Source organism: Planomonospora antibiotica, from assembly GCF_014647955.1.
GTDB lineage: Bacteria > Actinomycetota > Actinomycetes > Streptosporangiales > Streptosporangiaceae > Planomonospora > Planomonospora parontospora.
On record NZ_BMQE01000006.1, the window covers coordinates 195,005 to 208,261 of the forward strand.

Sequence of the window (13,257 nt, forward strand, 5' to 3'; positions counted from 1 at the left end):
GCCCGCCGGTCCACGCGCCGGTCACCGGTCGGGGAACGCGGTGCGCGTTCTACGGTCCGCTTGTCTCGGCGCGGTCGAGCTGCTCGTCGAGGGCGATGGCCGCGGCGATGAGCGCCAGATGGGTGAACGCCTGCGGGAAGTTGCCGAGCTGTTCGCCTGACGGGCCGATCTCCTCGGCGAACAATCCGACGTGGTTGGCGTAGGTGAGCATCTTGTCGAAGGCGTAGCGGGCCTGGTGCAGTCGTCCGGCGCGGGCGAGGGCCTCGACGTAGAGGAAACTGCACAGGTTGAAGGTCCCCTCGGAGCCGCGCAGCCCGTCGGGGGAGGCTGCGGGATCGTAGCGGTAGACGAGGCTGTCGCTGACCAGTTCCTCATCCATCGCGTCGAGGGTGCTCAGCCAGAGCGGGTCGCGGGGCGAGATGAACCCGACGCGGGGCATGAGCAGGAGGGAGGCGTCCAGCACGTCGGTGGCGTAGTTCTGGACGAAGGCCTGCCGCTGCGGGTTCCAGCCGCGGTCGACGATCTGGTTGAAGACGGCGTCGCGGACGCTCGTCCAGCGGGCGAGGTCGGCAGGACGGGAGTAGGTGGTGGCCATGCGGATGCCGCGGTCGAAGGCGACCCAGGTCATCAGGCGGCTGTAGGTGAACTCCTGGCGTCCACCGCGGGTCTCCCAGATGCCTTCGTCGGGGCGGTCCCAGGTGTCGGCCAGCCAGTCCAGCACCCCGGCGAAGGACCGCCAGCCGCGGATGCCCCCGATCTCCTGGGCCTGGGCCAGGGCGTCGGCGGCCTCGCCGTAGATGTCGAGCTGGAGCTGGTCGGCGGCCGCGTTGCCGGCGCGGACCGGCCCGGACTTCTGGTAGCCCTCCAGGTGGTCGAGGACCTCCTCGGTCAGGTAGGGGTCGCCGTCGATCCGGTACATGATCTGCAGTGGCTCACCCGAGGTGCTGCCGGCGTCGAGGCGTTCGCGCAGCCAGGTCCGGAAGGCCTGGGCCTCCTCGACGAAGCCGAGGTCGATCAGGGCCCGGACGGACAGGGATGCGTCGCGGATCCAGGTGTAGCGGTAGTCCCAGTTGCGTTCGCCGCCGATCTGCTCGGGCAGGCCCATGGTGGCGGCGGCGATCGGCGCGCCGGTGGGCGCGTAGGTGAGCAGTTTGAGGGTGATCGCCGAACGGTTGACCATGTCCTTCCAGCGGCCGCGGTATCGGGACGTGCGCAGCCAGTCGTGCCAGAAGTCACGGCAGGCTTCGATGCTTGCGCGCACCTCGTCGGCGGTCGGGGCGGCCATCGGGTGGTAGCCGCTGCTGTCGGTGGTCAGGACGACGGCGGCCGTCTCGCCGGCCTGGAGGGTGAAGTCGGCGACGACGTCCTCGCCGTCCGGGCGCAGGGCGAGCGGTCCGGTGGTCTGCAGGTGGAGGTCCGTGCGGGGGCCGTGGAAGAGGGCGGATCCGTCGTCGAGGAGGGTGAGGTTGTGCGGTGCCCGCCCGTAGTCGAAGCGGGGGCGGCAGACGAGTGTGAAGGGCAGGCTGCCGCGGACCACCCGGGCGACCCGCACCAGGCGGTGCTGGTCGGAGGGGGTGGTGGAGGGGTTGGGTTCCATGAAGTCGGCGACCTCGCCGACGCCGCCGGGCGCCATGAAGCGGGTGACGAGGATGGCGGTGTCGGGCAGGTAGAGCTGCCGGACGGTCGCCCCGGCGATGCGGTCCACGTCGGCGGCGAGCCGGCAGTGCCCGCCGCGCTCGCTGTCGAGGAGGGAGGCGAACAGGCTCGGCGAGTCGAACCGGGGCGTGCACCACCAGTCGATGGTCCCCGTTCCGGAGACGAGCGCGGCGGTCTGCAGGTCCCCGATCATGCCGTGGTCCGCGATCTTCGGGTAGCCGTTCATGGATTCCTCCGTCGTGCGCCGGGTGTGCCGAGCGGCTGCCTCCGGATGTGTCGGGCGACCGACGCCGGGGGGACGGAGCAGTTGTCTCCAGGCTAACTTCCCGGTGTGCCGTGAAGTCGGCCCGGGGTGACGGCCGGCCGCCGCTCCCCTCCCCTCGCGATCACCGGATCGTGCCCGGGACGGGGAATTCGGAGCCCTCCGCCCCGGAGACGAGGCCCCGGTGGCCGGATCCCCGCACCGTCCGGTAACCGGCCGCCCCGAAGGGCCGGTTACCGGGGAAGCGCTACGGGCACCATGTCCACAAATAGGATTTACAGGGCATTAAGCACTTAACGTTACTTAGCCTCCAAAAATGGAGAAATCTCCGGGGAGAGGTATTCCGTGCGGCCCTTCGCCGACGTGTCGGCGTTCCGCTCCGCCGGTCGGCGGAGGCGTACGGCGGACGAGGTTCGCCGTACGCGCAGACAGCACTCTCGCAATGGAGGACGCAGGCCATGAGCAGGACAGGCGTTCCGGCGGTTCGGACCTCCAGGGTCGCCGCCTCGGGGGAGGCCGACGGCCATCCCGCCTGGCACCAGGCCGATGTGGCGACGGTGACCCGGGAGTTCGAGGTCCGGCTCGACCGGGGGCTCAGCGCCGAGGCCGCGCACGACCGCCTTCAAGCTCACGGCCCCAACGCACTGGCCACCGGGAAGAAGGAGTCCGTCCTCCAGGCGTGGCTGCGCCAGTACCGGGACTTCATGCAGCTCGTGCTGCTCGCCGCAGCCGCCATCAACCTGATCGTCACGCGCGACGTCGGGACCTCCGCGGTCCTCGCCGGGCTCACCGTCTTCAACGCCGTGGTCGGCCTCCGCCAGGAGGCGAAGGCGGAGGAGAGCGTCAAGGCGCTCTCCCGGATGATGAAGACGGTCGCCCGGGTCCGCCGGGACGGTCAGGCCGTCGAGATCGACGCCGAAGGACTCGTGCCGGGCGATGTGGTGCTGGTCGAGGCGGGTGACCGGGTTCCGGCGGACGGCCGGATCTGCGTCGCGGCGTCACTGGAGATCGAGGAGGCCGCCCTCACGGGCGAGAGCCTGCCGGTCGTCAAAGGGGTCGATCCCGTGCCGGGGAAGGACGCGCCGCTCGGCGACCGCACCTGCCTCGGATTCATGAACACGTCCGTCACCCGGGGGCGCGGCGAGCTGGTCGTCACCACGACCGGGATGGACACCGAGATCGGCCACATCGCGGATCTCCTGGCCGACACGGAGACCGAGAAGACGCCGCTGCAGAAGCAACTGGACGCGCTGTCGAAGATCATCGCAACGATCGCCGGGATCGCCCTCGCGCTGGTGGTCGTGCTCGGGCTGATCCAGGGCAAGCCGTTCGACACCCTGTTCATCACCGGCGTGGCCCTCGCGGTCGCCGCCATCCCGACGGGTCTCCCTGCGGTCGTGACGGCGCTGCTGTCGATCGGCACCCGGGAGATCGCGCGCCGGAACGCGGTCATGAAGCGCCTGCCGGCGGTGGAGACACTGGGTTCCACCTCGATGGTCTGCTCGGACAAGACGGGCACGCTGACGCTCAACAAGATGACGGCCAGGGAGATGGTGATCCCCGGCCAGAACCGGTTCACGGTGTCGGGCGAAGGCTACGGCACCGCCGGCGAGATCAAGCATGTCGGCGGGGCGCACATCGACCTCGATCCGTACCTGCTGCCGATGGTCCTGTGCGCGGACGCCGTACTGGACGGGGAGAACCTGGTGGGGGACCCGACGGAGGGCGCGCTGATCGTGCTGGCCGCCAAGGGCGGCCTCGACGTCGCGGGTACGCGCGGCGCCTACCCGCGCGTCGGCGAGGTGCCGTTCGACTCGGCCTACAAGTTCATGGCGACGTTCCACGAGATGACCGGCGCGAACGGAGCACCGGTCGTCCGCTGCTACGTCAAGGGCGCTCCCGACGTGCTCATCGCCCGCGGGACCTCCTACCGCGCCCCGGACGGATCACTGGTGCCGGTGACGGACGGGAACCGCCCGCTCGCGCTGGAGGCGAACGACCGCATGGCCAGGGCGGGTGAGCGGGTCATGGTGGTGGCCCAGCGCGACCTCGACCCGGCCGCGTTCGACCCGGGCGGCGACCTCATCGGCCTGGTGCGGGACCTGACGCTGCTCGCGATGGTCGGGATCGTCGACCCCCCGCGGCCGGAGGCGAAGGCCGCGATCGCCGAGTGCAGGGAGGCCGGCATCCGGGTGCGGATGATCACCGGTGACCATGTGACGACCGCGGGCTCCATCGCCGCCGAACTCGGCATCCCCGGCCGGGCGATCACCGGGGCGGAGTTCGCGTCGCTGACCGATGACGAACTGCGCGGGCAGCTGAAGGAGATCGGGGTCGTCGCGCGGGTGGCCCCGGAGGACAAGCTGCGCCTGGTCCGGCTGCTCAAGCAGACCGGCAACGTGGTGGCCATGACAGGCGACGGGGTGAACGACGCCCCCGCCCTGAAGGCGGCGGACATCGGTGTGGCGATGGGGATCACCGGCACCGAGGTGTCGAAGGAAGCCGCCGTGATGATCCTCACGGACGACAACTTCGCCACGATCGTCGGCGCCGTGGAGTACGGGCGTGCGCTCTACGACAATCTGCTGAAGTATCTGCGCTTCCAGATGGCGACCCTGGTCGCCTACATCGCGATCTTCATCGCGGCCGCCGTGCTCGGGATCGCCGGCGGCATCCCGCTCACCCCGCTGCAGATCCTGTGGGTGAACATGGTCGTGGACATCCCGGTCGCGATCGCCCTGGGATTCGACGAGCCGACACGCGGTCTGATGAACCGGGCCCCCCGGCCGGTCGGCGCGCCGGTCCTGTCCCGGGCGAACTGGGTCAGGCTGTGCCTCCAAGGGGCGGTGATGACGGCCGGGTCACTGGCCGCCTACCAGATCGGCGCCGGCGGCGCCGGTTCCCCGGCGGCCCCCACCATGCTCCTGACCACGCTCTCGCTCTTCCACGTCGCGGCCGGGCTGCTGGCCCGCGACCAGCTGAACACGGTCTTCTCCCGCGCGGCCGTACCGGGTCCGACCCAACTGCGCCGGTACGCTCTCGCCCTGGTCCTGGTCATCGCGGTGACCGAGATCGGACTGCTGCAGCGCATCTTCGGCACCACCGGTCTGAGCGTCGCCCAGTGGGGGACGTGCATCGGGCTCGCGGCGAGTCTCGTCGTGCTCGAAGAACTGCTCAAAGTCGTCCTCCGGCACCGCGGACACGCAAGGCGGCAGGAAGCACGGTGACGCCCGCTCCTCCCGCAGCCCGGTACCGGTAACCGCGCAGAACGCATCCGCCGGGCCGGGCTCGAAGGGACCGCTCCGCGCGTCCCCCGCCGCCGGTTCCTCCTCAGCCCCGCGGGGCGTTCGAGCGCGGGGCCAGCAGGAGCCGGCAGGCGAGCCGGATGTCGCTCTCGGTGTCGGCGATGGAGGCCCGCCCGTTGAGGCTGAACTGCAGCACGCCGTACCAGCACTGCAGCAGGAGCCGGACCAGGGCGGCGTCCTGGACGGTGGGGTCGTCGATGCCGAGGACCCGCAGGATGATGCCGCCGAAGGTGCCGTCGATCCGGACGGCGTCGGCGACCGCGGCGGCGTTGGCCGCGTTCGCCGACTGGAGCATCGCGGTCGCCAGGGCGGGCTTGCGCAGCAGCTGCCGGCTGGCGCTCACCAGCACGTCGCCGACCGCGTCCTCGGGGCTCGTACCGGGCGCGGGCTCCGGGAGGCTCTCGCCGAACCGGTCGATCTGCTCGGCCATGACGGCGGTGAACAGGTGGGTCTTGGAGGGGAAGTACCGGTACAGCGTGCCGATCGCCACGCCCGCGGCCTTCGCCACCTCGTGCATCTGCACGCGCTCCAGGCCCTTCTCCGCCCCGATGTGCGCGGCCGCGCGGAGGATGCGCAGGTGCCGGGCGCGCTGCTCGGGCGAACTGGGCTCGGCGGGCGGCCTGGCTTCGGCGATCCTCGGCACGTTCTCCCCCGGTCGTCTGCGATGCCGGATAGACAATACACACGGCCCGGGGCGGGGCCGCCAAGCCCGGATACCGGTCAGCGGGACGTCCCCGGCCCCGCTTCCGGCGCGTGCCGGGCCGCTCGAACGGGACCCGCACGCCGGACCGCTCGGACGGGACCGCCGCACCGGACCGCTCGGACGGGACCGCCGCACCGGACCGCTCAGACGAGGTCGTCCTCGACGGTCAGGCCGAAGGCGCTCCTGCCGTACATCGCCAGGGCCCGCTCGACGTCGTTGGCCACGTGCACGCTGCCGGCGTGGGCGTCGCGCCAGGCGCGCTCGATGGGGTTGCCGCGCCGGAGCGAGTTCCCCCCGGCCGTCTTGAACAACAGGTCGATCGCCTCCACCGCCCGCTCGGTCCCGCGGACCTGGTCCCTGCGGGCGCGCAGCCGCAGCTCCATCGGGATCGCGTCGCCCCGGACCGCGTGCCGGTACACCTCGCGCACGTTGCGGTCCGTCTGCAGGATCGCCGCGTCGATCTCCGAGGCGGCCCGCGCGACGGCCACCTGGGCGAACCGGTCCTCGGCGAACCGGCCGCCGCCGAGGCTGAGCCGTACCCGGTCGCGCATCGCGGCGAGGTAGGCGTCGTAGCAGCCCGCCACCGCGCCGATCACCGGCGCGGTGATCGCGGAGGTGAACAGCGTCGCGAACGGCATGCGGTACAGCGGGCCGGTGTTGACCTTCTGGCCGGGGCCGCGCAGCTGGGCCTGCTCGTAGTTGCGCGTCGTGCGGTGCGCGGGGACGAAGGCCCGCTCGACGGTGATGTCGTTGCTCCCGGTGCCGCGCAGGCCGATCACGTCCCAGACGTCGTGGATCGCGTAGTCGGCGCGGGGCACCAGCACGCTCATGAAATCGACCGGCCTGCCCTCCGTGCCGACGACCGTCGCGCCCAGCACGGCCCAGGAGGCGTGGTCGCAACCGGAGGAGAAGCTCCACCGGCCGGACATCTCGTAGCCGCCCTCCACCGGGGTGAGCCGCCCCATCGGCGCGTACGACGAGGAGATCAGCGCGTCCGGGCCCCCTCCCCAGACCTCGTCCTGCGCGGCCTCGGCGAACATGCCGACCTGCCACTGGTGCACGCCGAGCAGGGAGGCGACCCAGCCGGTGGAGCCGCACGCGCCGGAGATCTCCCGGATCACCTCGAAGAACTCCGCCGGGTCGCGCTCGGCGCCGCCGTACCGCTTGGGCTGCAGCATCCGGAAGACCCCGGCGGCGGCGAGCTCGGCGACCGTCTCCTCCGGGATCCGCCGGTTCTCGTCGGCGGACCGGGCCCGCCCGGCGATGCCCGGCAGCAGCGCGCGCACCGGCTCCAGGACCTCGTCGCTCATGGTCTGCGCTCCCCGTGTCCGCTCGTGTCCGCCCGTGCCGTCAGGTGCAGACCACGATGGTGCGCCGGGCGGCGGCGGGCCCGGTGCGGCCGTCCCGGCCACCGGGACTCCCGGCCCGTACGGCGCCGCCCCGGCCTACCGTTTCGCGGAGGGCCGGGGAATCCGGGAGGGCGCGCGTCCTGAGGGGATGGGTTCAGCGTGACTGCAGCCGAGACCGAGCGGGACGGCGTCCGCGCCATCGAGGCCGGCGCCGTGCCCGCGCGCTTCGCCCGGGGATGGCACTGCCTGGGCCTGTCCGAGCGGTTCAAGGACGGCCGGCCGCACACCGTCGACGCCTTCGGCGCCAAGCTCGTGGTCTTCCGCAGCAGCGACGGCCGGCTCAACGTGCTCGACGCCTACTGCCGGCACATGGGCGGGGACCTGTCCCGCGGCACGGTCAAGGGCGACGAGATCGCCTGCCCGTTCCACGACTGGCGCTGGGGCGGCGACGGCCGCTGCAGGAAGATCCCCTACGCCCGCCGGGTCCCGCTGCGCGCCCGCACCTCGGCGTGGACCACGCTGGAGCAGGACGGCATGCTGTTCGTCTGGAACGACCCCGAGGGCAACCCGCCGCCGCCCGGCGTCACGATCCCCCGCATCGAGGGCGCGACGCGCGACGACTGGACCGACTGGGTCTGGCACGAGACCCTCGTCGCCGCGAACTGCCGCGAGGTCATGGACAACGTGGTCGACATGGCGCACTTCTTCTACGTGCACTACTCGTTCCCGACGTACTTCAAGAACGTCTTCGAGGGCCATGTCGCCACCCAGATCATGAAGGGCCTGAGCCGCCCGGACGCCCGGCCGCCCGCCAAGGAGGGCCGGCCGGGGATGCTCGGCAACACCTCCGTGGCGGCGTACCACGGACCGTCCTTCATGATCGACGACCTGACCTACCACTACGAGGGCATGGACATCGACTGCGTCCTGATCAACTGCCACTACCCCGTCGACGCGGACTCCTTCGTGCTGCAGTCCGGCATCATCGTGCAGCGCAACGAGCGGCTGGGGAGCGCCGGGGCCGACGAGATGGCCGTACGGCTGGGCGACTTCATCCTCAAGGGCTTCGAGCAGGACGTCGAGATCTGGAAGAACAAGGCCCGCGTCGACAACCCGCTGCTGTGCGAGGAGGACGGGCCCGTCTACCAGCTGCGCCGCTGGTACGAGCAGTTCTACGTGGACGCCGCCGACGTCACGCCGGAGATGGTGGAGCGCTTCGAGTTCGAGCTGGACACCACCCGGCCGGTCGAGGCGTGGAAGAAGGAGGTCGAGGAGAACCTCGCCCGCAGGGCCGCCGCCCGGGGCGGGCCCTCATGACGATCCGCCCGGACGAGCGGCTGCTGGACGGCCCGCCGATGCGCCCGGTGCGCTGCCGGGCGTGCGGCGCCGCGGTGCGGGCGCGCAAGGCCAGCTGGCAGCAGACCAGCATCCAGTGGAGCGCCGAGGCCGTGCGGGCCTGCCTGGAACGGCGGGCCGCCGTCCCGGGCGACGGCCCGAACGGGGACCTGTTCCCCGCCTGCGAGGCGCTGCGCGAGTCGATCGTCCGGGCGGCGCTGGACGGGGAGCTCCCCGTGCCGGACGACCCCGGAGACGGGTGATCCCCCCGCGGGGTGAGCGGACCGGGGAAACCGCCCGCCTCGATCGCCTGCGAGATCGAACTTCTGCCACCGCAGGGGCATCCAACCGGATGTGACAAGAACTCAGCAGGCACTCGCTCTGTCCGTGCTCTCCCTCGTGTCGGCCGGGACACTGATCGTGCCACCCGCGCACGCGGTCACGGCCGGTGACCCCGGTTGCCCCACCCCGACCAGGGCGGAAGCCGAACGGTCCCAGGCGGGCCGGTCCGACCGGCCTCCGCGGGGCGCCACCGCCATCCGCGGAGTCCTCGTCAGCCACATTCCGAAGGGCTTCTCCTGGGGCCGGGTCGTCGTCGACCGGCACGACGGTCTGAGCGAGTACGGCTACCAGTGGACGGACACCCGTGACGAGGTGGATCGCAAGCACAGGTCTCTGTGGGTGCGAGTGGTCTGCTGGCCGGACGCCCGCGAACTCTCACAGCTGAAGGACGCCCCGTTCCACCTCGGCACGTTCTCGGGTGACCCGAAGACCGCGAAGATCGGCGGTCGCACGGTCCTCACCCAGGAGGGCGACGGCGCACTCGGCCACGGGCGGTACGTCGGCTGGATCGAGCGGAAGGGGACCGTGGTCACCGTGATGGCCAGCCAGCCGCTCGTCCCCGAGCTCGGGAGGATCATCAAGGGAATCCGGCTGCCCTGAGCGACTCCGCGCGACCCGGGCGGCGCGGGTTCCGTCACGCGCCGGAGAAAAGAGCTACTCAGTCCTGCGGGGCGTCAGGCGCTCCGGCGGGCGGCGGCCTCGGATCACCCGGCGGACCGGGCCGCCGCGCGGCCGGCGCGGCGGCCGAAGAACGTGCCGTCGCCCAGCGACGTCCCGCTGACGTAGCCGTCGCCGTGCAGGCCGGAACTGGCCCGGCCCGCGGCGTACAGACCCGGGATCGGCCGCCCCGACTGGTCCAGCACCGCCCCGTCGGGGGTGGTGTGCAGCCCGCCCAGGGTGAACCCGGCCACGCCCGTGTCCCTCCGGCCGCCCCCGCCGAACCCCAGGCGCGGGTCGACCGCGGCGAAGGGCGGCCGGAGCGGCCGGAGCCACCGGCGGTCCTTGTGGAAGTAGGGGTCCTCGCCCCGCTCCGCGTGCCGGTTGTAGACGCCGACGGTCGTCTCCAGCGCCCCGGCGGGCACGCCGAGCGACTCCTCCAGCTCCGCGAGCGTCTCGGCGGCGAACGTCGGGCGCACGCCCCACAGGTCCCGCCGGGGGACGTCGTCGTAGCCCTCCTCGTCGACGACCACCCAGTACGGTCCCGGCTGGTGCAGCACGGCGGCGGCGCTGAACACGCCCGGGTAGACGTCCTCGTTGACGAAGCGCTGCCCGAGCCCGTTGACCAGCAGGCCGCGCACGGCCAGCGCGGGCAGGGCGGTCAGCGCGATCTGCACGGCGGACATGCGGCGGGTGGCGGCGCCGATGGCCGCGGCCATGCGGATGCCGCCGCCGTCGTCGAGGCCGTCGCTGACCTTGCCGTGCCCCAGTAGCACCGGGGCGTGCAGGGCGAGCATCTCCTCGGAGTCGACGAAGCCGCCGGTGGTCAGCACGACCGCCCGGTGCGCGCGGTAGGCCGCCCGCTCGCCGTACCGGCGGGCCAGCACGCCCGCCACCCGGCCGACCCCGTCGACGACGAGGTTGGTGGCCAGGGTGTCGGCGTGGTCGGCGGCCCCGGCCTCCCGGGCGGCCGCGACCAGCTTCTCCATGAGGAGCCAGCCGCCGAACGACTCGGTCGCGGGCCGGTGCCCGCGCGGGGCGGGCCGGGCGAGCGTGCTGTACGGCCAGGCGTTCTCCCCCAGCCACATCAGCCCGTCCGCCGTCGGCGGCACCCAGCTCGGCGCGTCGAACAGCCCTTCGTTGAAGGTGAGCCCGCGCTCGCACAGCCACCGGAAGTGCTCGACGCTCCCGTCGCAGTACAGCCGGATCTTCCCGGTGTCGGCGTGCGGGCCGAGCGCCGCGACCAGGTAGGCGAACATGTCGCCGGGGGTGTCGTCGAAGCCGCAGGCCTTCTGCAGCGCCGTGCCTCCGCCGAGGTAGATCTCGCCGCCGGACAGCGCCGAGGAGCCGCCGGGCCCGCCCGCGCGCTCCAGCACGGTGACGCGGGCCCCCGCGGTGGCGGCCTCGTAGGCCGCGGCGGCGCCCGCGCAGCCGAAACCCACGACGAGCACGTCGCACTCGTGGTCCCAGGCGCCGACCGAGCCGGCCCGGACCGGTTCCACCGGCGGCACGGCGCTCATGCGCGCGGGGTGAAGGCCGCCAGCGGCTCGGAGCCGGACCAGTCGTGGCCCCAGTAGCTGTCCGCAGTGATCTCCTCGGCGGTGTAGTGCGTCTCGTCGACGAGCAGGCCGCCGGTGCCGTACTCGATGTCCCAGCCGCCCGGCGCGCGCACGTAGAAGGAAATCATCTTGTCGTTGGTGTGCCGGCCCAGGGTGGAGGAGATGGAGAAGCCGAGCCGCCGGACGTTGTCCAGCGCCCGGCCCACGGCGTCGAGGCCGTCGACCTCGACCATGAGGTGCACCAGGCCTGGTTCCTCCCCGTGCGGGGCGGGGCAGACCGCGAGGCTGTGGTGGCGCCGGTTGACGCCCATGAAGCGCACCCGCGGCCCCTTCCCCCCGCCGACCCGCATGGCGCCGCGCGGCAGGAAGCCGAGCACCTCGGCGTAGAAGGAGACCGTCTCGTCCGCACGGGTGGAGGGGATGACGACGTGGCCCATGCCCTGCTCGCCGGTGACGAAGCGCTGGCCCATCCCGGTGAGCACCGGGGCGTGGTCGAGGACGGGGCCGAAGAAGACCTCGACCGGGGTGCCCGCCGGGTCGTCGAACGCGATCACCTGCTCGGCGTCGCGCTCGGCGGACTCCCGCGCCGAGAGGACCTTGACCGCCGTGCCCGACGCCTCGACCGCGCGGCCGACCGCGGCCAGCGCGAACTGGTCGCGGACCTCCCAGCCGACGGCCAGCACCCGGTCGCTCTCGCCGGGCAGCACGACGAGCCGCGACCGGCGCTCGTCCATGCGGAGGTAGAGGCCGTCCGGGTCCGGCCCCGCGCCCTCGGCGAAGCCGAGACCGTCGACCACCAGTTCGCGCCAGCGTGCGAGGTCGCGTGTCCGGACCTTCAGGTAGCCGAGCCCGCGGATCTGCGTCATCTCATCACTCCGAGTTCGTCCGTCGGGGGTACTAGATCATCGAGCGCAGCGGGCCCGGCGGGGGCTCGACGCCCAGGTCGGTCAGGGCGGCGGCGTGGAAGACCGCGCCGGGGACGTGGATGGCGTGGGCCAGGCCCATGTGCGCGTCGCGCCAGAAGCGCTGGACGGGGTTGTCCGCGCGCATCGCGTTGCCTCCGGAGCGGGCCATGATCTCGTCGACCGCGCGTACGGCGCGCCAGGCCGCCTGGACCTGGATCCGCCGGCCGGCCGCGCGCTCGGCGAAGGAGACCTCCCGCCCGGCGGCGACGGCGTCGTACATCCGCGACACGTTGTCGAGCAGCGCGCACCGGGAGGCCGCGATCTCCCCGGCCGCCTCGCTGATCGCGTAGAGCACGTACGGGTCGTCCCGGACCTTCGTACCGGTGATCTGCACCCGGCCCCGCTGGTAGGCGAGGTGGTGGGCGAGGGCGCCCTCGGCGATGCCGACGACGGCGGCGGTGATGCCGAGCGGGAACGCGCAGGAGAACGGGACGTGGTAGGTCGGGCTGGTCAGCCCGGCCTCCCTGGGCGCGCTCCCGTCGATGACCTTGGAGAACGGGATGACCCGGTAGTCCGGGACGAACGCGCCCGCGACGACGACATCCTTGCTCCCGGTGCCGCGCAGGCCGACCACGTCCCAGGAGTCCGGCACGATCTCGTAGTCCGCGCGCGGCAGGATCAGGTGGAGCGAGACGGGCGGCTGGACCGGCCTGCCCCCGGCGTCGCCGAGCAGCCCGCCCAGGAAGATCCAGTCGCAGTGGTCGGTGCCGGAGGAGAACTGCCAGCGGCCGTTGAGGACGTAGCCGCCGTCGACCGGCCGGGCGACGCCCATCGGCGCGTACGGCGAGGCGATCCAGGTGTCCCGGTCCTCCCCCCAGACCTCCTCCTGCACCCGGGGGTCGGCGAAGGCCATCTCCCACGGGTGCACCCCGACGATCCCCGCCACCCAGCCGGTCGAGCCGTCGAGCGCGGCGACGCCCATCACCGTCTCGGCGAACTCCCTGGGGTGGGACTCCAAGCCGCCGTACGCGGCCGGCTGGAGCATGCGGATCACGCCGGCGTCCCGCAGCGCCTTGGCCGCCTGGTCGTCCAGCCTGCCGAGGGCCTCGCTGGAGGCGCCGAGGGCGGCGATCTCCTCGGCGCGCTCCGTGATGGCGTCGAGCACGTGGTCGGTCATTGCGGTC

10 protein-coding genes are annotated in these 13,257 nt (G+C 72.6%); 4 read left to right on the forward strand and 6 right to left on the reverse strand.

Annotated features, from left to right (window positions below):
* Positions 1-49 precede the first annotated feature (49 nt).
* Positions 50-1,882 (reverse strand): glycoside hydrolase family 15 protein, encoded by a 1,833-nt coding sequence (locus tag IEZ06_RS08175; RefSeq protein ID WP_189236033.1) that lies wholly within the window; start codon positions 1,880-1,882, stop codon positions 50-52.
* A 494-nt stretch (positions 1,883-2,376) separates the two neighbouring features.
* Between IEZ06_RS08175 and IEZ06_RS08180 the strand changes: the two genes are divergently transcribed.
* Positions 2,377-5,145 carry a cation-translocating P-type ATPase gene (locus IEZ06_RS08180; protein ID WP_189236034.1) on the forward strand — a complete coding sequence of 923 codons (2,769 nt, stop codon included), beginning with the start codon at positions 2,377-2,379 and terminating at the stop codon, positions 5,143-5,145.
* Positions 5,146-5,248: 103 nt separating this feature from the next.
* On the opposite strand, the gene IEZ06_RS08185 is transcribed toward IEZ06_RS08180, so the two are convergent.
* Positions 5,249-5,866 carry a TetR/AcrR family transcriptional regulator gene (locus IEZ06_RS08185; protein ID WP_189236035.1) on the reverse strand — a complete coding sequence of 206 codons (618 nt, stop codon included), beginning with the start codon at positions 5,864-5,866 and terminating at the stop codon, positions 5,249-5,251.
* 203 nt (positions 5,867-6,069) lie between these two features.
* Positions 6,070-7,236: a 3-hydroxy-9,10-secoandrosta-1,3,5(10)-triene-9,17-dione monooxygenase oxygenase subunit gene (gene hsaA, locus IEZ06_RS08190; protein ID WP_189236036.1), complete on the reverse strand. Its 1,167-nt coding sequence runs from the start codon at positions 7,234-7,236 to the stop codon at positions 6,070-6,072.
* A 198-nt stretch (positions 7,237-7,434) separates the two neighbouring features.
* On the opposite strand from hsaA, the gene IEZ06_RS08195 reads away from it, so the two are divergent.
* The 3 genes from IEZ06_RS08195 (at position 7,435) to IEZ06_RS08205 (ending at position 9,552) form a co-directional block, all read left to right on the forward strand.
* Positions 7,435-8,592, forward strand: a complete 1,158-nt coding sequence (locus IEZ06_RS08195) for a 3-ketosteroid-9-alpha-monooxygenase, oxygenase component (protein WP_189236037.1) — start codon at positions 7,435-7,437, stop codon at positions 8,590-8,592.
* A complete protein-coding gene (locus IEZ06_RS08200; RefSeq protein ID WP_189236038.1) occupies positions 8,589-8,873 on the forward strand; it encodes a ferredoxin in 285 nt (94 codons plus the stop codon). The genes IEZ06_RS08195 and IEZ06_RS08200 overlap by 4 nt, the downstream gene beginning before the upstream one ends.
* 91 nt (positions 8,874-8,964) lie before the next feature.
* Positions 8,965-9,552: a hypothetical protein gene (locus tag IEZ06_RS08205; RefSeq protein WP_229797880.1), complete on the forward strand. Its 588-nt coding sequence runs from the start codon at positions 8,965-8,967 to the stop codon at positions 9,550-9,552.
* Between the two features lie 104 nt (positions 9,553-9,656).
* Here the strand turns inward: IEZ06_RS08205 and IEZ06_RS08210 are convergent, their stop codons facing one another.
* The 3 genes from IEZ06_RS08210 to IEZ06_RS08220 are packed head-to-tail and all read right to left on the reverse strand — an operon-like array spanning position 9,657 to position 13,250.
* Positions 9,657-11,129, reverse strand: coding sequence for an FAD-dependent oxidoreductase (locus IEZ06_RS08210; protein WP_189236039.1), 1,473 nt, complete (start codon positions 11,127-11,129; stop codon positions 9,657-9,659).
* Entirely contained in the window at positions 11,126-12,034 is a 909-nt protein-coding gene (locus tag IEZ06_RS08215; RefSeq protein ID WP_189236040.1) for a VOC family protein, read from the reverse strand. The genes IEZ06_RS08210 and IEZ06_RS08215 overlap by 4 nt, the downstream gene beginning before the upstream one ends.
* Positions 12,035-12,065: 31 nt before the next feature.
* A complete protein-coding gene (locus IEZ06_RS08220) occupies positions 12,066-13,250 on the reverse strand; it encodes an acyl-CoA dehydrogenase family protein (RefSeq protein ID WP_189236041.1) in 1,185 nt (394 codons plus the stop codon).
* Positions 13,251-13,257 lie beyond the last annotated feature (7 nt).